Here is a 24,909-nt window from a genome sequence, read left to right as displayed (position 1 = left end):
GGCAAAAAAAAAAGCCCCTTCGGGCGTGAGACCGAAGGGGCTTGGTAAGCAGGCTGATAGGTTACTGACCGAACATATCTTTGATCCAACCGGCGACACCGTCACCGTCGGCTTTCGGCTGTTCAGTGGGTGCTGCGGCCTGACACAGCCCTTGCGGGTTCTCGGTCCATACCGGAATCGAGCGCATGCCGCCACCATCACCGCAGACAAAGTTACCTGCCGAATCAATGTTCATCTGGCTAATCCCTTCCGGTGGCTGCAATACCAGCGGCAGCGGCGTTTGGTTCTCCAGGTAGCGGCGATACAAGGTCAGTGCGCCATTGGCACCAGTCAGTTTGGCTGGGCCGTTATTGTCGCGACCGACCCAGGCAATCGCCACTTCCTTGCCATCGATACCGGCAAACCAGCTATCACGTAGGTCGTTGGTGGTACCGGTTTTAGCCGCCAGATTGTATTTAGAGAATTTCACTGACAGCGAACGGGATGTCCCACGGGCGACCCCTTGCTGCATGGCGTAAAGTGTCAGATACGCGGCCTGCGCTGGCACCATACGTTCCGCCTGCGGGAAGCTCTGATACAACACAGTGCCATCTTCGGCAATCACCGAGCGCACCGCTGATAACGGTGCACGATTCCCGCCACTGGCGATGGTCTGGTACTCCTGTGCCACTTCAACGGGCGTCAAATCGATCGCCCCCAGCAACATGGCCGGAACCGGATTGATCACCGCTTTCGGGATACCCAAGCGTTGCAGCATGGCGGTGATTTGATCCAGCCCAACCGACATCCCCAAGTTCACCGTGGGTACGTTCAGCGAGTTCGCCAGTGCATCAACCAACATCACCTGACCACGATACTGACGGTCATAGTTTTTTGGCTGCCACAATGAGCCGTTAGGCAGTTTGATCGACAGTGGCTGATCCGCAAGCCAAGTATTGAGGCGGAATTTATCGGGCTCACTCAGGGCGGTCAGATAGGTCGGCGGCTTGGCGAGTGACCCCACCAGTCGGCGGGCCTGCATCGCGCGGTTAAATCCGGCATATTGCGGCTGTGCGCCACCCACCATGGCACGAACTTCACCACTGAAGCGATCGACAATCACCATTGCCGCTTCCAAATCATCCAAATGACGCGCGGCTTTCAGGGCCGGAATGCCGTCTTCGATAGCTTTTTCTGCCGCATCCTGCGAAACCGGGTCTAGCGTGGTGAAAATCTTCACGCCGGACAGATCGTTAATCTTGTCACCCAGTTTTTGTTGCAGCTCCTGACGCACCATCTGCATAAAAGCAGGCTGAGGGGTGATAACCCCACCTTTCGGCTGGACACCCAATGGCCGAGCGCTGAGCATGGTGTAAAGCTCTGCATCGATCACGCCCTGATTCTGCAACAGGCGCAGCACCAGATTGCGCCGCTCAAGCGCCAATGTCGGGTTGCGCCACGGGTTATATAGTGAGGCCCCTTTTACCATCCCCACCAGCATCGCTTGCTGGTCGAGGCTCAGTTCATTCACCGGACGCCCGAAGTAATAGAGGCTCGCCAGCGGGAAGCCGCGGATCTGATCACTGCCACTCTGGCCGAGATAGACTTCGTTGAGATAGAGTTCCAGAATCCGGTCTTTGCTGTAGCGGTAGTCCACCAACAGCGCCATATAGGCTTCATTGGCTTTACGCCACAATGAGCGCTCGTTGGTCAAAAACAGGTTTTTGACCAGTTGCTGCGTCAGCGTACTGCCACCCTGCACCGCCTTACCGGCGGTCAGGTTCGCTAGCATGGCGCGGCCAATGGAGTAAGGGCTGATGCCGTCATGCTCATAGAAATGACGGTCTTCCGTTGCCAGCAAAGTATCCACCAGCAAATCAGGGAAACCAGCACGTGGCACAAACAGGCGCTGCTCACCATTCGGCGATTGCAACATGGTGATCAGCTTGGGATCGAGGCGTAAGAAGCCGAAATCACGCTGATTATCCAGGTTTTGAATCTGCACCAGCCGATCGTCTCTAAACACTAAGCGCGCGCGAATTTGCCCCTCTTTCGCATCAGGGAAATCAAACGGGCGGCGCAAGATATCAATGCTGTCGCCTTGCACGGTGAACTCGCCCGGTCGGGTCATACGAGTCACTTGGCGGTATTGCATCCCCTCCAGCAAATCGACCATCTCTTTTTTGCTGTAGGACATGCCCGGTTCGAGGTTAACCATGCGGCCATACACCGCAGCGGGCAGTTGCCACACTTTGCCATCAATACGGCTGCGGATTTGCGAATCAAGATAGACCCCGTAAATGGCTAACACCACCGCGCCGACCAAGAACAGCTTAATAAATAAACCGAGCCAGCGGCGTTTTTTGCGGGGTGGACGTGATGCTACCTTTCTTGGCATCGGTTCTTCCTCGTCGTCGTAGTCATCATCGTCGTGCTCTTCATCATCTAAATAGTCTTCATCTTCGTATTCATCTTCATCACGCCGCCGGCGCAGTGGCCTTTTCGGTGCGGCTTTGGGTTGGGCTTTCTTGCCCTTGCGCCCTATTGGCTCGCGATCATCCCCAGACATGTCTTTTTCTCCACGCGCATTGGCGATTATTGCGGCTTAATGTGTTCCCCAATCTCGCTAATAGAAAGGGGAAACATCTGAAATTATTGGCTCTTAGCCATGGGATATTATTTATCCTGATACTTCTTGGTTCTGCGGGTCGGGCGAGTATTGGCGGGATCATCCGGCCAAACATGCTTGGGATAGCGCCCCTTCATCTCTTTTTGCACTTCTCGATACGCGCCCTGCCAGAAAGCGGCCAAATCACCGGTAATCTGTAATGGTCGATGGGCCGGAGAGAGCAGCTCAAGCACCACGGCTACCCGCCCACTGGCGAGCATCGGGCTGTGTTGCTCACCAAAAACCTCCTGCAAACGCACCGCCAGCACCGGAGGCCGGTCGTTATAATAGCGGATTGGCAGGCGGCTGCCAGTGGGCACAGTGTAATGAGTTGGTAGCTCAGTATCCAGCCGTTGGCGTAGCTGCCAGTTCAACAGCCGGGTCAATGCCTCCACAATATTCACTTGCCGCAACCCACGGAGATCGCGCACGCCGGATAACGACGGCAGTAACCATTGCTCAAGCAGAGCCAATAATGTGTCGTCATCGACCGCAGGCCACTGCTCTTCCGGTAACCAGCGGCTGGCACATTGCAATCGGGTGCGGAGCTGTTCAGCACTCTCATCCCAATTCAGCACTTGCAGCCCTTGCTCGCGTACCCAGTTTAGCAACGCCGATTGCAGTGCCTCGTCACTCGGTTTCGCCAATGGCTGCGCCCGTAAGGTCAGCCGCCCGATTTGCCAGCGTCGCCAAGCTCGTAGCGTACCTTTGGCCTCATCCCACTCCACGACCGTCCGCTCTTCCACCAGTCGTGGCAGCTGTTTCGCCAGCTTTTCGATATCAATGGGCAATGCCAGTAAAATGCGCGCATCTGGCCCGCTATTGCTTTGTAACAAGCTGGCGGCCACCAACCAAGGTGCACGTGACAACGCCTCATCTTGCGCCATTGCAGCCCCCATTCCGTTCGCTAACAGGTAGCGCCCATCCTGCCCGCGCTGCTGCGCAATGCGATCGGGGTAAGCCAGCGCCAATAATTGATCGGCGATATCGCTGTCGACAGCCCCCACACGCGCACCGATTCTTTGAGTCAGTTGCCTTGCTCGCCGCTGCCAGTGGGGCTGCGGGCGACTCAGCCAGTCGTGCAGATCAATCTGACCGCTGCGGGGTGGCTCTTCCAAAATCGCCGCCAACAGAGCTGCGGTTGCTAATGCATCCGGGTTTTGATCGGCGGCAAAACAGAGCATGGCGGCCAGACGCGGCTCGCAGCCCAAATTGGCCATGGCACGCCCCGTACCGGTCAGATGGCCGGAGGCATCGATCGCCCCTAGCCGCTGCAGTAAATCGCGCGCGGCAGCCAGCGCTGCCGATGGCGGTTGATCCAGCCACGTGAGCTGCGCCGCGTCCTGACATCCCCAGTTCAGCAGCTCTAGCCACAAGCTGCATAAATCACTGTTCAGGATCTCCGGTTCACTGTATTCCGCCGCCCGTTCGGCCTGCTCTTTGGCAAACAGATGCCAGCAGATCCCCGGTTCTAACCGCCCGGCACGGCCCGCGCGCTGAATCATCGACGCCTGACTGATGCGCTGAGTCACCAGCCGCGTCAGACCGTTTTTGACATCAAAGCGCGCTACCCGTTCCAACCCGCTATCGACCACCAGCCGAATACCTTCGATAGTCAGGCTGGTTTCGGCAATATTGGTTGCCAGCACCACCTTGCGCCGCCCTGCGGGGGCGGGTTGAATCGCTCGCTGCTGCTCATTCAGCGGCAGTGCACCGTACAACGGGCAGAGATCCGTGTCGCTGGCGACCTCACCCTGCAAGCGCTCCAGCACCCGATGAATCTCACCGACGCCGGGTAAAAACAGCAACAAAGAGCCAGATTGTTCATTCAGTAAGCGCTTCACCCGATGGGCGACCCCCTCCTCCAGCCGCTCATGGCTCGACAGCGGTTGGTAGCTGCGCTCGACCGGGAAGCTGCGACCCGCGGAGACAATGGCTGGCGCGGCGGGCAGCAGCGCGGAAAGCCGTTGGTTATCCAGCGTCGCCGACATAATCAGCAGTTTCAAATCATCGCGTAGCCCCTGCTGCACATCCAGCAACAGCGCCAGCGCTAAATCAGCCTGCAAGCTGCGCTCATGAAACTCATCGAGGATCACCAAAGAGACGCCCGTTAGCTCGGCGTCTTGTTGCAGCATGCGCGTTAGGATGCCCTCGGTGACCACGTCCAGACGGGTGTCCGGCCCACTTTTACTTTCGGCCCGCATCCGATAACCCACCGTCTGCCCCGGCTGTTCACCCAACTGCTGCGCCAGTCGGTAGGCCACATTTTTCGCCGCCAGCCGTCGGGGTTCCAGCATGATAATGCGGCCCGACAATCCGCCATGTTTCAGGATTTGCAGCGGTAACCAGGTCGATTTCCCTGCACCGGTGGGAGCATGGAGCAAGACTTGCGGTGAGCTTTGCAACGCGCACAATATCTCGCTAAGCACTTCACCTACCGGTAAAGCGGCCATCGCTGCATCACTTTCTCTCTGACTCACCACCACATTCTTCCCCATGCTCTCTACTTTCATCGTCAGCCATTGTAACATCATGACCGTATAGCGTATTTAGCCGAGTGATTATGCCAATCTGATGATTAATACCGTTGATAAAACTAGAGTCCGCGAAACCCACCTTCGTCGCCTGTTCTTCGCGCTGGCGCTGCCAGAGACCCTCCAGCAAAATATTGTGCAGTGGCGAGCGGATAACTTCCCGCCAGAGGCAGGACGCCCCATTGCAGCCGCTAACCTCCACCTGACGCTGGCATTTCTCGGTGAGGTGAGTGCCGCCAAAGCGCAAATATTGCAGCAACAAGCTGGCCGCATCAGCCAATCAGGTTTTAACGTGACTTTAGATGATATCGGCCACTGGCCCGGTTCTGGCGTGATATGGCTCGGCTGCAAAAATCCGCCCCGTGGCTTATTGCAGTTAGCGCAATTGCTGCGTTCTCAGGCCGCTCGCAGTGGGTGTTACCAAACGCCGCTACCATTTCATCCCCATGTGACCTTGCTGCGTGGCGCGGTGCGTCCAGTCGCGTTACCGGCTAAAACCCATAATGAAAGCTTCCGGGCGGACCATTTTTTATTGTACGAATCTGTTTTCGCGCGCGGACGTACCCGTTATAACATCGTACAGAGCTGGCCGCTGGCGGGCAGTGAAAGGAGATTTGATGCCAATTAACCCTCTGCTGTCAGTTAAACCCAAGTTACTGTCATTTAACCCCAAGTTACTGTCATTTAACCCCAAGTTACAACCGGCCACACTTATCCAGCGGTATAAACGCTTTTTAGCTGATATTGTGACGCCCGCCGGAGAATCATTAACCATTCATTGCGCTAATACCGGAGCGATGACCGGTTGTGCCACACCTGGGGATACGGTTTGGTATTCAACCTCGGATAATCCGAAACGTAAGTATCCCCACAGTTGGGAGCTGACTCATACCCAGAGTGGTGATTGGATCTGCGTAAATACGATGCGTGCCAATGAGTTAGTGAGTGCCGCGATAGATAATAATCAGATCGTTGAATTATCTGGTTACACTTCTGTCAAAAGAGAGATTAAATATGGGGATGAGAACAGCCGTATAGACTTGTTATTGCAGGCAGAAAATAGGTCTAACTGCTATATTGAAGTCAAGTCGGTTACCTTATTACAGCAACAGTGTGGGTATTTCCCGGACGCTGTCACCCTGCGGGGTCAGAAGCATCTCAGGGAGCTACAAAGCATGGTTGCCGACGGTCACCGGGCGGTACTTTTTTTTGCCGTATTGCATACGGGCATCAGACAAGTCGCTGCGGCCCGACACATTGACAATCGCTATGCAGAATTGCTGGCCCAGGCTCAGCAAGCAGGAGTGGAGGTTATTTGCTACGGTTTCCAACTATCGCCTGACGGTATCGCGCTGGATGCCCGTTTACCGTTATTACTGGATGAAACGCTGTAACCAAGAACGCTGAATAAAGAAGCAATTATTGGATAGAGCGGCTCGCCAAATACGCCTTCCTTCACACCATTGTCAAGCAGGCGACAGGAATAATTGCCAACCTACCTTCCTTCTGTTATTTATAGCGGCCTGATTTTTCCCCGTCTTGGGGATTTCGATAGTGCGTATGAATGTAGGAGAAGCATCATGCAAGAAGGGCAAAAACGTAAAACCTCGTCCTTGAGCATTCTCGCCATCGCTGGGGTAGAGCCGTACCAAGAGAAGCCCGGCGAAGAGTATATGAATGCCGCCCAGTTGTTGCACTTCAAGCTGATCCTTGAAGCATGGCGCAACCAACTCAGGGATGAAGTAGATCGTACTGTATCGCACATGCAAGACGAAGCTGCTAACTTCCCAGATCCGGTGGACCGTGCCGCGCAGGAAGAAGAGTTTAGTCTTGAACTTCGTAACCGCGACCGTGAGCGTAAACTGATCAAAAAGATCGAGAAAACGCTGAAAAAAGTCGAGGATGACGATTTCGGTTTCTGCGAGTCTTGTGGCGTAGAGATCGGCATTCGCCGTCTGGAAGCACGGCCAACTGCAGATTTGTGCATTGACTGTAAAACCCTGGCCGAAATCCGCGAAAAGCAGATGGCAGGCTAACACAGCAATAACGTGTAACACGGTGCCAGAGTCACCTCCGGCACCGTATTTATCACGCTGGACTCCCCTTCCCTTTTTATGTCCGAAGATACCCATACTCAGTCGTCTGGTTCTCAGCAACCCGATCCTAAGCAGAATCAGTATGTCGGCCGTTTTGCGCCCTCTCCATCCGGCGATTTACATTTCGGTTCGCTCATTGCTGCACTCGGCAGTTACCTGCAAGCCCACGCTCAAGGTGGGAGCTGGCTGGTTCGCATTGAGGATATTGATCCCCCTCGTGAAATCCCTGGTGCTGCCGCACGTATTTTGGCCACATTGGACCATTATGGCCTCCATTGGGACGGCCCTGTTATCTACCAATCACAGCGCCATGAAGCCTACCGCGCCACCTTAGACTGGCTAGAACAACAAGGGCTGAGCTACTACTGCACCTGCACACGCAGCCGAATTCAGCAAATTGGCGGCTTCTACGACGGTTATTGCCGTGAGCGCCATTTGCCGGCCAAAGGCGCGGCCATTCGTCTGCGACAGACTCAGACGGTTTATGCCTTTTATGATAAATTACTCGGTGAACTGCATGCTGAGCCCGCGCTGGCGAGAGAAGATTTTATTATTCGCCGCCGAGATGGCCTGTTCGCCTATAATCTGGCTGTGGTGGTTGATGATGCATTTCAGGGGGTGACCGAAATTGTGCGCGGGGCAGATTTGATTGAGCCAACCGTGCGCCAGATAGCCCTCTACCAGCAGTTGCAGCAACCGGTTCCCAGCTATTTGCATCTGCCACTGGCGCTGAATCATCAGGGTAATAAGTTATCCAAACAAAACCATGCGCCACCGCTGCCGGGCGGCGATCCGCGCCCCGTTTTGGTCGATGCACTGAGGTTTTTGCGTCAACCCTTGCCGGAATGCTGGCAAGATCTTGATTTACCGTTATTATTACGTTTTGCAGTCGAAAACTGGACGTTGACAACCATTCCAGCGTCAGGCGTCTACAACGCCACTTCAGGGGGCGATAACTGCCACTGAAAACACAACGGCATTCTCAAAGGAAGCACGGTGAGCTATGATTAGCCGCTGTTTTTCTGTAGTTCTGTTATTTATTAGCCACTATCGAGGTGTACCATTTTTACCCGAGTAGCCAATTTCTGCCGTAAGGTACTGATTCGCGATGATAAATCAGCTCGCGATAGCAAGGCTGTCCATGACGACACGGCCCGTGATAGCAGTACCCGTAAAGATAAAGTGCCCGGTGAAGATAACGTGGCCCGCAAAGAGAGAAGGCCTGCCAGAACAAATACTGGCCGCAAGAATCATGCGGTGCCTGCTTCGGAACAGAGTCCGATGACGATTATTCCGCGAGATCAGCACAACATTTCCCGTAGAGAGATCAGCGATAATGCGCTGAAGGTACTCTATCGCCTGAATAAATCAGGCTATGAAGCCTATCTGGTTGGCGGCGGTGTTCGCGACTTGCTGCTGGGCAAGAAACCAAAAGATTTTGATATCACCACTAGCGCGACTCCTGAACAGGTGCGGAAATTATTCCGTAACTGCCGCCTGGTGGGTCGCCGTTTCCGTCTGGCCCATGTGATGTTTGGCCCGGAAATCATTGAAGTCGCGACTTTCCGTGGTCACCACGAACAACAGCAGGCGGAAGATAGCGATAAAAATTCTTCCCAGCAGGCGCAGAATGGCATGCTGCTACGTGACAACATTTTCGGCACCATCGAAGATGACGCCCAACGCCGCGATTTCACCATTAACAGCCTCTACTACGGCATTTCAGATTTTGCGCTGCGCGACTACACCGGCGGCTTGCGTGATCTGAAAGAGGGCATTATCCGTCTGATTGGTGATCCTGAAACCCGCTACCGTGAAGATCCGGTGCGAATGCTGCGCGCGGTGCGTTTCGCCGCCAAGCTGGATATGACCATCAGCCCGGAAACCGCTGAGCCGATCCCGCGTCTGGCCTCATTGCTGCGCGAGATCCCACCGGCACGTCTGTTTGAAGAGTCGCTCAAGCTGCTGCAATCGGGTTATGGCTATAAAACCTATTTAAAACTGTGTGAATACCAGCTGTTCCAGCCACTATTCCCGCTGATTGCCCGTAATTTTACTGAGCAGCATGACTCGCCGATGGAGCGCATTCTGGTTCAGGTGCTAAAAAATACCGATCATCGTCTGCATAATGACCAACGGGTCAACCCCGCGTTCTTATTTGCAGCTATGCTTTGGTATCCGTTGATCGAACATGCGCAGAAACTGACGCAGGAAAGTGGGTTGGCGTATTACGACGCTTTCGCGCTGGCGATGAACGATGTGTTGGATGAAGAGTGCCGTTCGCTGGCGATTCCAAAGCGCATTACCTCGTTGGTACGGGACATCTGGTTGCTGCAATTGCGCCTGTCGCGCCGTCAGGGTAAACGTGCGCACAAGTTGATGGAGCATCCGAAATTCCGCGCCGCTTATGATCTGCTCGCGCTACGGGCGGAAGTGGAAAACAACCATGAGTTGCAGCGGTTGACGCAGTGGTGGAGCGAATTCCAGGAAGCGACGCCGCTACAGCAGAAAAATATGCTGAGTACGCTAGGAGCTGATCCGGCGCCACGCCGCTCTCGTCCTCGCCGTCCGCGTAAGCCTTTACCACGTAAAGAAGGGGCATAATTCGCACCATGATCCGGGTCTATATCGCGCTGGGAAGTAATCAGGCCATGCCACTGCAACAGGTTAAAACCGCACTGGAAGCGCTGGAGCATTTGCCGCGCACCCGGTTGGTGGCCTGTTCGCCTTTTTATCGCACCAAGCCCTTAGGCCCACAGGATCAACCTGATTTTCTCAATGCCGTGGTGGCACTGGATACGTCGCTGCCACCGGAGCAACTGCTGGATCACACCCAAGCCATTGAGCGCAATCAGGGACGGGTGAGGAAAGAGCAGCGCTGGGGGCCACGGACTCTGGATCTGGATATTATGTTGTATGGCGATCAAGTGATTAAAACCGATCGTCTGACGGTGCCGCACTATGGGCTGAAAGAGCGCGAGTTTATGCTCTACCCGCTGGCCGATATCGCACCCGACCTGATTTTCCCCGATGGCGAAGCCTTATCGGCGCGACTAAGTTTAGTGGATAAAAATGGTTTGGTGCCTTGGTAACCTGCGCTAAACACTGATAATCTGCTACAAATCATATTCCTATCTGATATCTCCTTTCCTTTTTAAAACCCTATTTCAGGAGAAAGCGCGATGAAAGCCACCACCATGAGCCAGTTACGCCAATGGAAACAAGATAAGCGTAAGTTCGCCACACTGACGGCCTATGATGCCAGTTTTGCCCAGTTATTCGCCGAGCAGGGTATTGAGGTGCTGCTGGTGGGGGATTCGCTCGGTATGACGCTACAAGGGTTCGACTCAACGCTACCGGTGACCGTCGCGGATGTGGCTTACCATACCCGTGCCGTGCGCCGTGGTGCGCCTCACTGCCTGTTATTGGCTGATATGCCGTTTATGAGTTATGCCACGCCGGAGCAAACATTCACTAACGCCGCAGAGCTGATGCGCGCCGGGGCCAATATGGTCAAACTGGAAGGCGGTAGCTGGTTGTGTGACACCGTTCGCATGCTGGTAGAGCGCGCAGTTCCGGTTTGCGCCCATTTGGGGCTCACACCACAATCAGTCAATATTTTTGGTGGCTACAAAGTACAGGGCCGAGAAGAAGTCGCGGCGAATCAGCTCATTAAAGATGCGTTGGCCCTTGAACTTGCCGGTGCGCAATTATTGGTGCTGGAGTGTGTCCCTGTGGAGTTGGCAAAACGGGTGACCGAGGAGTTGGCTATTCCGGTGATTGGTATTGGCGCGGGAAATGTCACCGACGGCCAGATTCTGGTTATGCATGATGCACTGGGCATTACTGGCGGCCATACCCCAAAATTCAGCAAAAACTTCTTAGCGCAAAGTGTAGGCGACATTCGCGCTGCCATTAAGCTGTATATTCAAGAAGTTGAAAGTGGCAGCTACCCTGCCGAAGAGCACACATTCCAATAAATTATTATTGAAAAATTATCCCCAAAGAACTTGGAGTCGCAGGTAGGCAGCAAGTAAACGCATCCCGATGAGCTTACATCAGTCATTGATTCGGGTGAACGAGTGCAGCCAATACACCTGCAACTTGAAAGATGACGGGTATACCGGAGGAAATAATGCTGATAATCGAAACCCTGCCATTATTGCGCCAGCAAATCCGCCGCTGGCGTCAAGAAGGCAAGCGCGTTGCCTTGGTGCCGACCATGGGCAACCTGCACGAGGGGCATATGACCTTGGTGGAAGATGCCAAAACCCGCGCTGATGTGGTGGTGGTGAGTATTTTTGTCAATCCGCTGCAATTTGAGCGCCCGGATGATTTGGCCCACTACCCACGCACGTTGCAGGAAGATTGCGAGAAGCTGACCCGCCATGGCGTTGATTTGGTGTTCGCCCCCGCAGCCGATGATATTTATCCCGCAGGGCTGGAAAGCCAGACCTACGTTGAGGTTCCTGCGCTGTCGACCATTTTGGAAGGCGCCAGCCGCCCCGGTCATTTCCGTGGCGTATCGACCATCGTGAGCAAATTATTCAATTTGGTTCAGCCAGATGTCGCTTGCTTTGGCGAAAAAGATTATCAGCAGTTAGCGCTGATCCGCAAAATGGTGACGGATATGGGCTATGACATCAATATTGTTGGCGTCCCGATTGTTCGCGCTAAAGATGGCCTGGCACTGAGTTCCCGCAATGGGTATCTGACGGCTGAAGAGCGCAAAATTGCGCCACAGCTCAATAAGATAATGCAGGCACTGGCCGAGAAGCTGACCTTAGGTGAACGGCAGATTGATGATTTACTGGCAGACGCCGCTGAGCAGTTACGCAGCGCCGGTTTTACGCCGGATGAGCTGTTTATCCGCGATGCCGAGACCTTGCAACCACTGACCGTAGAGAGCAAACAAGCGGTGATTCTGATGGCAGCCTGGCTGGGTAAAGCACGTCTGATTGATAATCAGCGGGTTGATCTGCGCGATTAATTCTGGTGCGGTGAATATTGGTCTCGCGCCGATGTCACCGCATCTCTTTTTCAGCTCCTCCAGTTATCGTCCCTCAAGCTGCATCACTGCATTGCGACTATTACGCCGGATAATCATCTTGCACAAGGCTAGTTTGTAGATTAATTATTTGCCGATATATTTTTCAAATAAATGCCCCCCGCCATCTCTATAGCATCGCCATAGACAAGTGATATAAAATCAGCAAAACTGAGCGCTTCTCTCGGGATCAGATGATGATGGAATCTGCTTCTGGGCTTAATCAGGGTCAAAGGTAAGAGTTATGATACGCACAATGTTGCAAGGCAAACTGCATCGGGTCAAAGTCACTCAAGCGGATTTGCACTATGAAGGTTCCTGCGCTATTGATCAGGATTTTCTGGAGGCCGCAGGCATTCTAGAATATGAAGCCATTGATATTTATAACGTTGATAACGGTCAGCGTTTCTCTACTTATGCGATCGCTGCCGAGCGTGGTTCACGGATTATCTCGGTCAATGGCGCGGCGGCACGTTGCGCATGTGTCGGCGATAAACTGATCATCTGCTCTTATGTGCAGATGTCTGATGCCGATGCCCGACTGCATCACCCGAAAGTAGCCTATTTTGAAGGTGAGAATCAGTTGCAGCGCAAGGCTAAGGCCGTACCCGTTCAGGTCGCCTAACCCCCCTTCGTTCTTGAAGCTGCAGGGTGTTAGCCAGGTTCATTTACCCGAATCGCTGTGGTTTATAAGATAAAAAAATGGCGCCTTATTAGAGCGCCATTTTTCATATCACCAGTCTATTAATCTGACTCCATCACCGCAGGGGCGGGTGCGACCTGACCGGGCTCATTGGCAATTCGCTCTGCCATGGTCGGGATTGAGTCAGTACGCAAAATATAGAGCCGCTTAAGGGTAAATGGGTTGTCGCCCGGTTTTACCTTGCCCTGCATGGTGGTGACCGCTAAATGGAAACCTGCATTCTTCGCCGCATCAATGGCGGTTTGGTTAAACCCGCCGAAGGGATATGACAGAAAAACCACGTGCGGATTAAACTGCGATAACGCACGGCGCGAGTGTTCAAAGTCAAAAACAATATTGTGATAAGAACGACTCAATAAAATTGGGTTACGCTTATTATCAGTCCGATGTAAAAAATGCGTATGAGACTGAATATCAAATACATCCTGAATCTCTTTCAGTTCAGCAATACTCATAAACTGTAATGAGTCAGGATTCCATTTCTGCGGGTGGCGTTTAATACGTGATGAAATAATAAACGCGGTAGCCCGGAAACCATTCTCTTTCAAAATCGGATAAGCATAACGATGGACTGATTTAAGGCCATCATCAAATGTCAGCACCACGACTTTTGCCGGTAAATTAATTTTGTTATTAAGATAGCCTTCAAGCTGATAGAGCGAAATCGTGTCGTAACCGGTCTGCTTGAGATAGGTCATTTGGTTACTGAATGCTGCATCAGAGGTCGTGGTTGAGGTATTCAGAAAACGTTTATTTTCCTCATTTTTCAACATATGGTGATAGGTCAGGATCGGTATGCCATTATCTATTTCCGCATCGACACTGCTGACATACCCCAAGCGATCGCCAATATTGACCTGATACCAGGTATTGCCTAAACGGTCTTTCAGCTTACCCACAATCGGGTAACGCAGATTATCTACCAGCGTCGCAAATTGCTCGCTGTCGACATCCGCCGCGAGATAAACCGCGGTTTCCCGTTTGATCAGAATATTTTGATTCGGTAACGGCTTATTCAAATCCCCCAGAATATCGTTGGTTTTTCGTGCCTTAGTGATATCGCGTAAATCGCCTTTATCAATAAAGCCAATACCATTACCAAATTTAAATTCGTAATACTCTGCTGCCGCAGGCGAAACCTGAATAAGCTGATCTTCTTTTATCTCACCGACGGGAATGACACGTTCGCCGACCAGCGAATATATTTCGCTATCACGCTGCGCAACCATATATTTAGGTACAAGTGCCGATTCATCAGGCAAGAGATCTGCGTGGGCTGCCGGTATCAATACCGACATGACAACACCGAGTAGCATCCCAATAGCTATTCTGTTTTTATGCCACATTATCGTTCTACTTATGCGCATTCGGCGCTGAATTGAAAAGGGGAAAATCTGGTGCGCCAGCATAGCACGAGACACTTAGAGTTGAGAAAGACGATATTAGACGGGGACATTATTTATTACGATTAAATTCCAGCATTAACAACAATTAACTAACTATTAATTCACGAGCCACGCCCAAACAGTTTGACGAGGCAGAGGCGCATATAACCAACACCGCGGCAATGCCAGGGCCGAAAAGTCATTGACGCTACAGCAAGGCGACAAGTGAATGTAGCCAACACCGCTGTAGCGCCAAGGCCGAAGGGTATTAGGTGCGCAGGCCGCGACCACGCTCAATCAAATACCAAGCCCAAGCATAAAATATCGCGATAAACACTACCAGCACACCAATGGTCAATACCAGCGGCACATCGGTAATACCGAGGAAACCATAACGGAACCCACTGATCATATACACGATAGGGTTGAGCTTTGATACCGCTAGCCAGAAAGGCGGCAAGAGGGATAGTGAGTAAAATACGCCCCCTAGATAGGTCAACGGCGTCAGCACAAAAGTAGGCACCAGACTGATGTCATCGAATGTTTTGGCGAACACCGCATTCAACAATCCACCGAGAGAAAAGACTATCGCTGTCAGCATTAATGTCAGCGCAATCATTGACCAAGAGTGAACATGCAGTGGCACAAAGAACAGTGAGATTATTGTGACCAGAATCCCCACGCAGATCCCACGCGCCACCCCGCCACCGACATAACCGATAATCACGATATGGGTTGGCACCGGAGCCACCAGCAGCTCTTCAATGCTACGCTGGAATTTTGCGCCAAAGAAGGACGCAGCCACGTTGGCATAGGAGTTGGTGATCACCGCCATCATAATCAGGCCGGGCACGATAAACTGCATATAATCAAAGCCGCCCATATCACCAATTCGAGAACCAATCAGGTTGCCGAAAATAACGAAATAGAGCGACATGGTAATCACTGGTGGCACCAATGTTTGGATCCAGATACGTGCAAAACGCGTGATCTCTTTGATCCAAATACTCTGTAATGCTACCCAATACAGGCGGGTCATGCTTTCTCTCCCCCGTTGCCATTAACCAAGGTGACAAATAGCTCTTCCAGACGGTTAGCCTTGTTGCGCATACTTTGTACCTGAATTCCCTGCGCGTTCAGTTGGCTGAATAGACCATTCAGCCCCTGCTCACGTTTAACATCGACTTCCAGCGTTGAGGTATCCGTCAGACGATAGCCATAACCTTCCAGCTTAGGTAGCGGGCTTTTAATCGCCAGATCAAAGATAAAGGTTTCTGATTCAAGCTTGCCAAGCAGCTGTTTCATCGTGGTATTTTCGACCAGTTCGCCATTTTGGATAATGCCGATATTGCGGCACAGCATTTCAGCTTCTTCCAGATAATGGGTGGTCAAAATGATGGTTGTCCCCTGCGCATTCAGCTCTTTCAGGAAGCCCCACATAGAGCGGCGCAATTCAATATCCACCCCAGCAGTCGGCTCATCGAGGATCAGCAGTTTAGGTTCATGCATCAAAGCGCGAGCAATCATCAGACGGCGCTTCATCCCGCCCGACAGACGAATAGCACGCTCATTACGTTTGCTCCACAGATCTAACTGGCTGAGGTATTTTTCAGCACGTTGTAGGGCTTCGCTCCGTGTCACACCGTAATATCCTGCTTGGGTGATAACAATCTGCAATACCGTTTCAAACGGATTGAAGTTAAATTCCTGCGGTACTAACCCGAGCTGACGTTTGGCATTCACGATATCCTGATCGATGTCGTAGCCAAAGACAGTCACCTTGCCCGATGTTTTGTTCACCAATGAACTGATAATACCTATGGTGGTGGATTTACCTGCACCATTAGGTCCGAGCAGAGCATAAAAATCGCCTGCCTCTACGCGCAGATCGATGCCTCGCAGTGCCTGAACGCCACCCGCATAGGTTTTGGTCAGCTGCGATATTTCCAGTGCATATGTCATAAGTAAGAAAGAACCTTATTCAATGGGTATCTCGGGCGTCGCAGCACATCCATGGCTTGCTTAACCCACCGTCGTCGAGGCGGGTCACAGGTGGCAGAAGGGAACCAAACAGACACCGAGAAGATGTTACGCAGACAAAATTGCGCAATCAAAGGAACCACAGTTCCGATTTCAAAATCGTAATCCTTGCCGTATATTATCCTATCGCAATCCGTTCATTACAGGCTATTTACATTCATGAAAGAAATAGAAAAGCTCATCGCGAATAATCGAGCATGGTCAAACACCATCAGTAAAGACGATCCCGATTTTTTTGAGCACCTGGCAGAAGCCCAGAAACCCCGTTTCCTGTGGATTGGCTGTTCCGACAGCCGTGTCCCAGCTGAGCAGCTTACCGGTTTGAAATCTGGCGAGTTATTTGTTCACCGTAACGTTGCCAATCTGGTTATCCATACCGATTTGAACTGTCTGTCCGTGGTTCAATACGCCATTGATGTTCTGCAAGTGGAACACATCATTATTTGTGGTCACCTTGGCTGTGGTGGTGTTGAAGCCGCCATCAAAGGCGAAGAGATGGGACTGATTGACAACTGGTTACTCCACATCCGCGACCTTTGGTATAAGCACAGCTCACTGCTGGGTGAACTGCCGCAAGAAGAGCGCAGCAATGTGTTGTGCCAAATTAACGTGGTAGAGCAAGTGTACAACTTGGGCCATTCTACCATTGTTCGTTCGGCATGGAAGCGTGGCCAGAAAGCCATGATTCACGGCTGGGTATACGGCATCGAAGACGGCCTACTGCGTGATTTAGAAGTGTCAGCCACGAGTTTGGGCAGCCTTGAAATGGTGTACCGTAAAGCCATGGCTGAGTTGTTGCAGCAAAATAACAAAGAAGACTAATTAGTCTATGGGAGGGTACGTTAACACGCGCCCTCTCCCATCAATAAATCCCGCTAAATCTATCGCCTAAGTTCGCTGTAACACTTCATCGGCAAAGGGGTGGCGAGCTAAGTTAGTTTGAGCACTGTGTAATCTCAAAATGACGACACACAGTAGCCGATCACTCGTCCAACATCACCACTTTACCGACATACGGTAAATGCCGATAACGCTGCGCATAATCGATACCATAACCCACAACAAACTCATCGGGGATAGCGAAACCGACCCACTCAACCGGCACTTGTACTTCGCGGCGCTGTGGTTTGTCCAACAAGGTGCAGATAGCTAATGATTTCGGGCCGCGCAGTTGCAGAATCTCACGGACTTTACTCAACGTATTACCGGAGTCGATGATGTCTTCAACAATCAGCACATCTTTGCCACGGATATCTTCATCCAGATCTTTCAGGATTTTCACATCGCGGGTGGTGCTCATGCCGTTGCCATAGCTAGAGGCCGTCATAAAATCGACTTCATGAGAAACATCTATGGCTCGACATAAATCAGCCATAAACATAAATGAACCACGGAGTAACCCTACCAACACCATTTCACTGCCGCTATCGCGATAGTGTTCAGATATTTGGCGGCCTAATTCGGCAATTCGGGTTTTTACTTCCTGTTCGGAAATCATGACTTCTACAATATGTTTCACAGCCAACATACCTATTTGAATTAATTGATTTTATATCCGTGGTGAGCTTAAAAGAAAAGCCCCACAGATACAGAGTAATGCCCATAGCTTAACACAAATCAGGCAACATCCCGCAGCGACAGCCAGCATTCGGGGGCGCAGAGTATAGCAAGAATGCGCTGACGGATGCATTGATAGCGGCCTGATAAATTGACTTCCCCCCTTTGCGATAATGAAATTATCCGATTCAATAAGGAATTTTGTTTACTTGCCGATAAATTTTGCCATGTATAATCGTGAGTCAAGTGATTGAAGCCCATAACCACAGCGAAAAATGCCCTTACAAGGAATGTTTTGATGAACTATCAGTCCAGCAATATGCTGGTTTACTCTGCCCGTTTTGCGATAATTGCAGCCATATGCCTGCTCGTTTCATTTTTTGGTCTGAACGTTGCCATCTTTTACGTCCTTATTTTAGGGCTAGTGTATGGTCTATGGGTCTCTTTATCTCTGCATCGTTTGGCAGAAAAGGGCTTTGTCTATCTGATTGCTGAAAAAACACAATGGACAGTGTATGTACAAGGCATACCCGTGCGCGAAACCCGTTCATCGCTAAAGAACCCCTGCTTTATCAGTGTCGCGCGTTTAGTGTCCTTCTTTTCGCGTTTTCTGATAATTAAGGTGCTGATACAGGCGGCATTAGTCTATTTAGCACTACAGCAAACCTTCCATCTTTCTCTCACGCTTAATCCTTACCTGCTAATGGCGCTCAGAGCTATAGGCGTGGTCGTTATCTGCATTCTTATCTATAAAGTGTGGCTAAGCATGAAAACGCTGCTTGCACTGCGACGTTCGGAGTGGCTGTTTGAAGAGGTGCCAAGAGATGGCTTTAGCTATTATCAGGCTTACATCATCAAGCATGATAAAAAGAGTGGCAATCAGCTTCTTCAGCCCGCATTGGCTGAACTTCTCGCCCTATAGAGCGCGCTGCTGACAAATAAAATTACCCCCAGCAACCTTGCTGGGGATTAGTTTAAGCGCTGACGGTAAAGCCCATCATCATACCGGTATCTTCATGTTCCAGCAGATGGCAGTGCGCCATATAGGGCGTACTGGCCGGTGCCAAGTGATTAAAACACACTAAAATCTCACTGCGCGCCCCTTCCACCCTGACGGTATCTTTCCAGCCACGGCGATGCTCTGCTGGCGGCTTGCCATTTTCGGTCAAAATACGGAACTGCGTACCATGGACATGGAATGGATGCAGCATCATGTCGCCTTCACCGGAAATCGTCCATTTCTCGTATTTGCCTTGTTTGGCATCAAATGCCGCTTCGTTCATTGAGAAGGCTTTGCCATTAATCATATTGGCATGGCTGAAATCGAAAGCTGGGGCGGCTTTCATCGCGCCATGATCCATGCCTTTCATATTGCCGTGATCCATACCCGCCATGCTGCCACTATCCATCCCCGCCATGGCACCGTGATCCATGCTCATGCCCGCCATCGCCTGCATGCCATAGCGGCTCATCAACGCCTGCATTCCTAGCATATCCAGTTTAGGATCCATCATCAGTTGGAACCAACGCTCCTGCAGACCCGTGACATCAACTAGCGCAGGCACCACAACCAACGAATCTGGCAGCACTTTGCTCCCTGCCACCAGTGAGGGCTGAATGCGTAACACCGGGAGTGGCTTATCAAATGGCGCTAATGTCATGCCCATTTGTTTCACCGGCAAGGTGACCAGATCGAGGGCTTTGCCATCTGAGGTATCCACCAATACTTCGAAACGCTCTCCCATCAGAATGGGCAATTCCTTTACCGCGACTGGCTCCGCCAGTAACCCGCCATCACTGCCAATAACATACATGGGGCGGCCATCGCTGAGTGCCAGATTCAGTGAGCGGGCGTTGCAACCATTGAGTAGCCTTAATCGCACCCAGCCACGCGGTGTAATCTGTTGCGGATAACGTGCGCCATTGGTGAACATCCGGTCGCCAAACCAGCCAACGGCGGCGGTCATCACATCCAGCTGATAGTCAATTTGGCCATCTTTGCCCAGCAATTTATCCTGCAAAATAACCGGAATATCATCCACCCCCCACTGTTTCGGTAGGGGCAGTTTTTCACTGTCACTATCATCAATCAGCACTAAACCGCCTAACCCCATCGCCACCTGGTGGCCGGTTTTACCGTGGGTATGAGGGTGGAACCAGCAGGTGGCAGCGGGTTGTTCGACGGTAAATGCAACCTGCCGTTTTGCGCCGGGCTGAATCAGCGCCTGTGGGCCACCATCCATTTCACCGGGGATCTCCAAACCGTGCCAGTGTAGCGTCGTCGCTTCCGGCAGAGAGTTGGTGACATTGATGGTGACCGGCTTGCCCCGTTGCAAACGAATGGCAGGCCCCAGCAAATTGCCATTATAGCCCCAAGTTTGGGTGGCAGCAGAAGGCAACCAAGCCATAGTGCCGGTCTGAATATTCAGATTAATATTGCCAGTGGTGTCCGGTTGGAGCAGTGGCGGGATAGGCAGTGGTGAAAAATCTGCGGCCAAGGCCGCGCGGCTCCATAAAGGCAGTGAAGTGGCGGCTCCAAGAGCTGCCGTTAACTTGATAAAATCACGGCGATGCATGGTCGTCTCCATTCGTGATAGCCGATAAACACTGATGAAAAGTCAGCATTTATCGCGGGTGAGTGCCTAAGCGGCACAAAAACAGCATTATGGCGAGCATAAACCCTCCCCTAACGGGAAGGTCAAGGTGCAATCAATCACTCTGTGAATCATCCCCGATGTAATATTATTTACGCTGTAGCATCACAGTGTGATAACGTCTGTTAACAATGAACAAGCCTGTTTCCGCTATGAAAAGAACAACGTTAGTTATGCTGCTGCTTACTCTGTGCGGATTCTCATCTGCCAGTTCTGCATTAAGTGAATCTGAAGCAGAAGATCTCGCGGATCTGACTGCGGTATTCGTCTATCTGAAAAATGATTGCGGGTATAACGAATTACCCAATAATGAAATCAAGCGGGCAATCGTCTATTTTGCCCAACAAAATCGCTGGGACCTGCGTAACTACAATAGCTTTAATATGAAAGCGTTAGGCGAAGATAGCTATCGTGACCTGCGTGGTATTGCGATCCCCGTTCCAACCAAATGCAAGTCTCTGGCCCGTGACTCTTTAAGTTTATTGGCTTACGCTAACTAGCGATCCCACCTTTATCCTTTCAGTCTGGAATTCCGCCGTGCAACCTCAGGCAGAGTTGGCTATGATGTTGCCCCCCATTTTTCATGGCTGTTACTGCGAAGGAGAAGCCCCGAACATGTCACAGAAAGAACTATGGTATGAAACATTACATGCCAACTTCGGCCAGTACTTTTCAGTAGAAAATGTCCTGTACCGCGAAAAAACTGAGCATCAGGATCTGGTAATTTTTGAGAACTCAGTGCTGGGCCGGGTAATGGCTTTAGATGGTGTGGTGCAAACCACCGAACGTGATGAATTTATCTATCACGAAATGATGACTCACGTCCCTATACTGGCCCACGGTCAGGCGAAGAAGGTGCTGATCATCGGTGGTGGTGACGGTGCAATGCTGCGCGAAGTCAGCCGCCATAAAAACATCGACCACATTACCATGGTTGAAATTGACGCCGGTGTGGTGGCGTTCTGCCGCCAGTATCTGCCGAATCACAGTGCCGGTGCCTATGATGATCCCCGTTTCACATTGGTGATCGATGATGGCGTTAACTTCGTTAATCAAACCACTGAAAAATTCGATGTCATTATCTCTGACTGTACCGACCCTATCGGCCCTGGGGAAAGCCTGTTTACCTCTGCTTTCTACCAAGGATGCGCTCGTAGCCTGAACGACGGCGGCATTTTTGTGGCACAAAACGGTGTTTGCTTCCTGCAACAAGATGAAGCGGTCGACAGCCACAATAAGCTTAGCCACTATTTCAGCGATGTCAGTTTTTATCAGGCCGCCATTCCAACCTATTACGGTGGCATTATGACCTTCGCTTGGGCGACTCAGAATCCATCGCTGCGTCAGCTAGATCTGACCACACTGCAACAACGTTTTGCCGATGCGGGTCTAACTTGCCGTTACTATAATCCAGCCATTCATGTCGGCAGCTTTGCATTGCCACAATATCTGTTGGATGCGTTAACGACCCGTGTTGATAATTCATAAGGAGCGGAACCAAATTGTCCAAGCTTAAACTACACGGCTTCAACAACCTGACGAAAAGCCTGAGTTTTTGTATTTACGATATTTGTTATGCCAAGACCGCAGATGACCGCGATGGCTATATCGCCTACATTGACGAACAGTACAACGCCAACCGCCTGACCGAGATCTTGAGCGAAACCTGCTCGATCATTGGTGCCAATATATTGAATATTGCACGTCAGGATTACGATCCACAGGGGGCCAGTGTCACCATTTTGGTCAGCGAAGAACCTGTCGATCCCCGTGATGTCGATACATCAGAACACCCCGGCCCGCTGCCAAATGCGGTGGTTGCTCATTTGGACAAGAGTCATATCTGCGTCCATACCTACCCGGAAAGCCACCCTGAAGCGGGGCTATGCACATTCCGTGCGGATATCGAAGTCTCCACCTGCGGGGTGATTTCACCGCTGAAAGCCCTGAATTACCTGATCCACCAGTTGGAATCCGACATTGTCACCATGGATTATCGGGTGCGTGGATTTACTCGTGATATCAACGGGGTTAAACACTTTATCGATCATAAAATTAACTCGATTCAGAACTTTATGTCAGACGATATGAAATCGCTTTATCACATGATGGATGTGAATGTTTATCAGGAAAATATCTTCCATACCAAGATGATGCTGAAAGATTTCGACTTGAAGCATTATCTGTTTAACGCCAAGCCAGAAGAGTTGAGCGCGGAAGAGCGAGAACGCATTACCCGCCTGTTATATAAAGAAATGCAGGAAATCTACTATGGCCGTAACGTGCCAGAAGTGTGATAAATCGTAGGTAATATCAGCCTTTAAAATCCCGGTTTTTAGCCGGGATTTTTTGTTAAGGAAGTTGAGAAAGTAAAGGGGATCATTATCACCCGGTGCAACGGCTAATCGCTAATCGCAGGGCCGCGCCGATTTCTGCTGGTAAGCTATTTGCTGAGATAGCCACATGATCCGATTCCTTTATTCCCTTACCACTCCATGCTTCGAGTTTTTCATGGTGAGTAGGTGAGATCATAATCAGATCATTAACACAATGAATAGAGCAATTTTTCATATCTTTAAATAAGGATTTTTTGGTTTTATAACCATATCTTTCCATCAGCATAGCTATCCAAGCAGCATATTGCTCTTTGCCTTTTTCGAGATCAAAAAATGCAACGCGTTCCTCAAGTGAAGTTAAGGTTCGACTATCTAACAATGCCTTGAGGATAATATTGCCAATAGTTTGATCATCTGCATCTGGCTGCAATAGGTAGGGAGGAAAAAGTGGATCTCTACGAACTCTGCCAAATCCCGAATCAGTTTCAACACTCAAAAATTCTTTTGTTGAATAAACTGATGCCCAGTAATCTTGATCTTTAATGAACATAACTATTTTACCTTTGTTACAGCAACTTTCACGCCTTGACTTTTACCATACTCAATAGCCCGATTTATTTCTGTCCACTGGGATCTACTCGTCTGTGCCGGAACAGCCAATTGTATTTCTCTACTCGTGATCATTGAGGCTTTTAACGTTTCGCCTGAAAGTATATACGTATCAAATTTCGCAACCTCGTCAATGTTACCTTTCAACGATCTGTAGATTTGCCTTGGATTCGCCACTCGAACTGCGGTGGTAGTATCTAAGGTTTTTACACTGATAGCGGTTCGGGAGATGGAATTATAGTAATCAAACGTTTTAAAATTCTTCGGTAATCGAGCATCTGCTGGAAGTTGTGTTCCCACATAATTTTCCCACGGCATCCCTTGATGTCTAATACCTTCCCCCCATTTGATGCCCGTTGTTGACTGATTTACACTTGCAACCTTTGGTACCTCAAACTTCTCAACCTGCTTACTGGCAAAACGCACACCTTTCGCCGTGATACTCGCAGCACCCGCGGTGGCACCGACCGCGCCTGTGGCGTAGCCACCAAACTCCAACAGCAGCTTACCGGCTTCTCTTCCTGAATCATAGGCTCCCCTCACGCCGGCCCGCTGGTAGTGGGCCTCCATTCTGTTAATCCGGGCCAGCCAGTCTTGCTTAACACTTTGCACCACCGTGACAATAACATCATCACTGTTAACCAGCTCTCTCAGTGCGGCAATAGCTTGCCGAGGCTCTTTTAGCATCCCCAGCAATTCAACGGCGCTGTCGTAGAGCCCTTCTGGCACTCCTGCAACAATGCCGGCCGCAAAAGCCCCGTCCTGTGTGGTGCTGGTCAGCCCCCAGTCAATAAAGACTTTGCCCTTATCCGCCAATGTTTCAGCCGCCGCCATTTCAGCTTCCATCAGCTTTTGTTGATGGTGGCTGAGATAGTTATAACGAAATGCAGTTTCGGCGGCATTGGCACCACTGTAGGCACCTTCCGATGTGCCAGTAAATACCGCCCCTACCACACCACCGAAGAACCGGGTTAGCTGGGCTTGACGCTCAGACTTCGCCTGCCACTGTTGCGAGCCGATGAAGTTTTCCCCCATCACCACCCCAGCCAGCTCTGCTGCCAGTGCTCCTGCGGCGGCACCGTTGGCATTGCCACCGCCGATTTCTGCAGCGATACCGGCCATCATCGCATGGCTGACCGCTTTGCCGGGCGCGCCCAACACCGCACCGTTATTGCCAATCAGATTGGCCCCTTCGGCGTGTAACTGGCCGCCAATATTGGCGAGCAGCGCCACGGTCAGATAGTGAATTAAGGTGAGTAACTTGAAAAGTTGAGATTTTAAAATAACTAACCACCACCATG

At 51.1% G+C, this 24,909-nt stretch carries 22 protein-coding genes and 1 pseudogene; 14 read left to right on the top strand and 9 right to left on the bottom strand.

Translation table 11 applies throughout. The features are described from left to right. Positions 1 to 61 precede the first annotated feature (61 nt). Both mrcB and hrpB read right to left on the bottom strand, forming a co-directional pair. Positions 62 to 2,548: a bifunctional glycosyl transferase/transpeptidase gene (mrcB, locus tag ACZ76_RS12765; RefSeq protein WP_048619252.1), complete on the bottom strand. Its 2,487-nt coding sequence runs from the start codon at positions 2,546 to 2,548 to the stop codon at positions 62 to 64. A 107-nt stretch (positions 2,549 to 2,655) separates the two neighbouring features. Next, a complete protein-coding gene (gene hrpB, locus ACZ76_RS12760; RefSeq protein WP_048620286.1) occupies positions 2,656 to 5,178 on the bottom strand; it encodes an ATP-dependent helicase HrpB in 2,523 nt (840 codons plus the stop codon). A 43-nt stretch (positions 5,179 to 5,221) separates the two neighbouring features. On the opposite strand from hrpB, the gene thpR reads away from it, so the two are divergent. The 9 genes and pseudogenes from thpR to panD all read left to right on the top strand — a co-directional run bounded on the left by thpR (position 5,222) and on the right by panD (position 12,949). Then, positions 5,222 to 5,809, top strand: a complete 588-nt coding sequence (gene thpR, locus ACZ76_RS12755; RefSeq protein WP_048619251.1) for an RNA 2',3'-cyclic phosphodiesterase — start codon at positions 5,222 to 5,224, stop codon at positions 5,807 to 5,809. Then, complete coding sequence (gene sfsA / locus ACZ76_RS12750) at positions 5,799 to 6,575, top strand: DNA/RNA nuclease SfsA (protein ID WP_048619250.1); 777 nt, start codon at positions 5,799 to 5,801, stop codon at positions 6,573 to 6,575. Before thpR ends, sfsA begins: the two co-directional genes overlap by 11 nt. A 186-nt stretch (positions 6,576 to 6,761) precedes the next feature. After that, complete coding sequence (gene dksA, locus ACZ76_RS12745) at positions 6,762 to 7,217, top strand: RNA polymerase-binding protein DksA (protein WP_004875059.1); 456 nt, start codon at positions 6,762 to 6,764, stop codon at positions 7,215 to 7,217. A gap of 78 nt (positions 7,218 to 7,295) precedes the next feature. Further along, positions 7,296 to 8,277, top strand: a pseudogene (gene gluQRS, locus ACZ76_RS12740) (tRNA glutamyl-Q(34) synthetase GluQRS). A 62-nt stretch (positions 8,278 to 8,339) separates the two neighbouring features. Next, entirely contained in the window at positions 8,340 to 9,881 is a 1,542-nt protein-coding gene (pcnB, locus tag ACZ76_RS12735) for a polynucleotide adenylyltransferase PcnB (protein WP_071840501.1), read from the top strand. 8 nt (positions 9,882 to 9,889) lie between these two features. After that, on the top strand, positions 9,890 to 10,369 hold the full coding sequence (gene folK, locus ACZ76_RS12730) for a 2-amino-4-hydroxy-6-hydroxymethyldihydropteridine diphosphokinase (RefSeq protein ID WP_048619247.1): 480 nt from the start codon (positions 9,890 to 9,892) through the stop codon (positions 10,367 to 10,369). Between the two features lie 90 nt (positions 10,370 to 10,459). Then, positions 10,460 to 11,257 (top strand): 3-methyl-2-oxobutanoate hydroxymethyltransferase, encoded by a 798-nt coding sequence (panB, locus tag ACZ76_RS12725; protein ID WP_048619246.1) that lies wholly within the window; start codon positions 10,460 to 10,462, stop codon positions 11,255 to 11,257. 155 nt (positions 11,258 to 11,412) lie between these two features. Beyond that, positions 11,413 to 12,267 carry a pantoate--beta-alanine ligase gene (gene panC / locus ACZ76_RS12720; RefSeq protein ID WP_048619245.1) on the top strand — a complete coding sequence of 285 codons (855 nt, stop codon included), beginning with the start codon at positions 11,413 to 11,415 and terminating at the stop codon, positions 12,265 to 12,267. Between the two features lie 301 nt (positions 12,268 to 12,568). Continuing rightward, a complete protein-coding gene (panD, locus tag ACZ76_RS12715) occupies positions 12,569 to 12,949 on the top strand; it encodes an aspartate 1-decarboxylase (protein ID WP_005156780.1) in 381 nt (126 codons plus the stop codon). Between the two features lie 119 nt (positions 12,950 to 13,068). Here panD and ACZ76_RS12710 read toward each other — a convergent pair whose 3' ends face one another. From ACZ76_RS12710 to ACZ76_RS12700, 3 genes are all read right to left on the bottom strand, one after another. Continuing rightward, positions 13,069 to 14,373, bottom strand: coding sequence for a polysaccharide deacetylase family protein (locus tag ACZ76_RS12710; protein WP_048619244.1), 1,305 nt, complete (start codon positions 14,371 to 14,373; stop codon positions 13,069 to 13,071). A gap of 307 nt (positions 14,374 to 14,680) precedes the next feature. After that, positions 14,681 to 15,451 carry an ABC transporter permease gene (locus ACZ76_RS12705; RefSeq protein ID WP_048619243.1) on the bottom strand — a complete coding sequence of 257 codons (771 nt, stop codon included), beginning with the start codon at positions 15,449 to 15,451 and terminating at the stop codon, positions 14,681 to 14,683. Next, complete coding sequence (locus ACZ76_RS12700) at positions 15,448 to 16,374, bottom strand: ABC transporter ATP-binding protein (RefSeq protein WP_048619242.1); 927 nt, start codon at positions 16,372 to 16,374, stop codon at positions 15,448 to 15,450. The genes ACZ76_RS12705 and ACZ76_RS12700 overlap by 4 nt, the downstream gene beginning before the upstream one ends. Before the next feature lie 237 nt (positions 16,375 to 16,611). On the opposite strand from ACZ76_RS12700, the gene can reads away from it, so the two are divergent. Beyond that, the gene (gene can / locus ACZ76_RS12695; RefSeq protein WP_048619241.1) at positions 16,612 to 17,274 is read left to right on the top strand and encodes a carbonate dehydratase; all 663 of its coding nucleotides are present in this window, start codon (positions 16,612 to 16,614) and stop codon (positions 17,272 to 17,274) included. Positions 17,275 to 17,434: 160 nt separating this feature from the next. Here the strand turns inward: can and hpt are convergent, their stop codons facing one another. Then, a complete protein-coding gene (gene hpt / locus ACZ76_RS12690; RefSeq protein WP_042806689.1) occupies positions 17,435 to 17,971 on the bottom strand; it encodes a hypoxanthine phosphoribosyltransferase in 537 nt (178 codons plus the stop codon). 336 nt (positions 17,972 to 18,307) lie between these two features. Between hpt and ACZ76_RS12685 the strand changes: the two genes are divergently transcribed. After that, positions 18,308 to 18,931, top strand: a complete 624-nt coding sequence (locus tag ACZ76_RS12685; protein WP_048619240.1) for a hypothetical protein — start codon at positions 18,308 to 18,310, stop codon at positions 18,929 to 18,931. Positions 18,932 to 18,983: 52 nt separating this feature from the next. On the opposite strand, the gene cueO is transcribed toward ACZ76_RS12685, so the two are convergent. After that, positions 18,984 to 20,585, bottom strand: a complete 1,602-nt coding sequence (cueO, locus tag ACZ76_RS12680) for a multicopper oxidase CueO (protein ID WP_048619239.1) — start codon at positions 20,583 to 20,585, stop codon at positions 18,984 to 18,986. 230 nt (positions 20,586 to 20,815) lie between these two features. Here cueO and ACZ76_RS12675 point away from each other — a divergent pair, with 230 nt between their 5' ends. From ACZ76_RS12675 to speD, 3 genes are all read left to right on the top strand, one after another. Beyond that, positions 20,816 to 21,163: a YacC family pilotin-like protein gene (locus tag ACZ76_RS12675; protein WP_032898327.1), complete on the top strand. Its 348-nt coding sequence runs from the start codon at positions 20,816 to 20,818 to the stop codon at positions 21,161 to 21,163. A gap of 115 nt (positions 21,164 to 21,278) precedes the next feature. Continuing rightward, a complete protein-coding gene (gene speE / locus ACZ76_RS12670) occupies positions 21,279 to 22,151 on the top strand; it encodes a polyamine aminopropyltransferase (protein ID WP_048619238.1) in 873 nt (290 codons plus the stop codon). 14 nt (positions 22,152 to 22,165) lie between these two features. After that, positions 22,166 to 22,960 (top strand): adenosylmethionine decarboxylase, encoded by a 795-nt coding sequence (gene speD / locus ACZ76_RS12665; RefSeq protein WP_004714112.1) that lies wholly within the window; start codon positions 22,166 to 22,168, stop codon positions 22,958 to 22,960. A gap of 88 nt (positions 22,961 to 23,048) precedes the next feature. Here the strand turns inward: speD and ACZ76_RS12660 are convergent, their stop codons facing one another. Both ACZ76_RS12660 and ACZ76_RS17975 read right to left on the bottom strand, forming a co-directional pair. Next, complete coding sequence (locus ACZ76_RS12660; protein WP_048619237.1) at positions 23,049 to 23,549, bottom strand: contact-dependent growth inhibition system immunity protein; 501 nt, start codon at positions 23,547 to 23,549, stop codon at positions 23,049 to 23,051. A 2-nt stretch (positions 23,550 to 23,551) separates the two neighbouring features. Further along, positions 23,552 to 24,841 carry an endonuclease toxin domain-containing protein gene (locus ACZ76_RS17975; RefSeq protein WP_053082178.1) on the bottom strand — a complete coding sequence of 430 codons (1,290 nt, stop codon included), beginning with the start codon at positions 24,839 to 24,841 and terminating at the stop codon, positions 23,552 to 23,554. Positions 24,842 to 24,909 lie beyond the last annotated feature (68 nt).

This window comes from Yersinia aleksiciae, assembly GCF_001047675.1.
Taxonomy (GTDB): domain Bacteria; phylum Pseudomonadota; class Gammaproteobacteria; order Enterobacterales; family Enterobacteriaceae; genus Yersinia; species Yersinia aleksiciae.
Note: the sequence above shows the minus strand (reverse complement) of the source record. Positions and strands in the feature narration are given on the sequence as shown.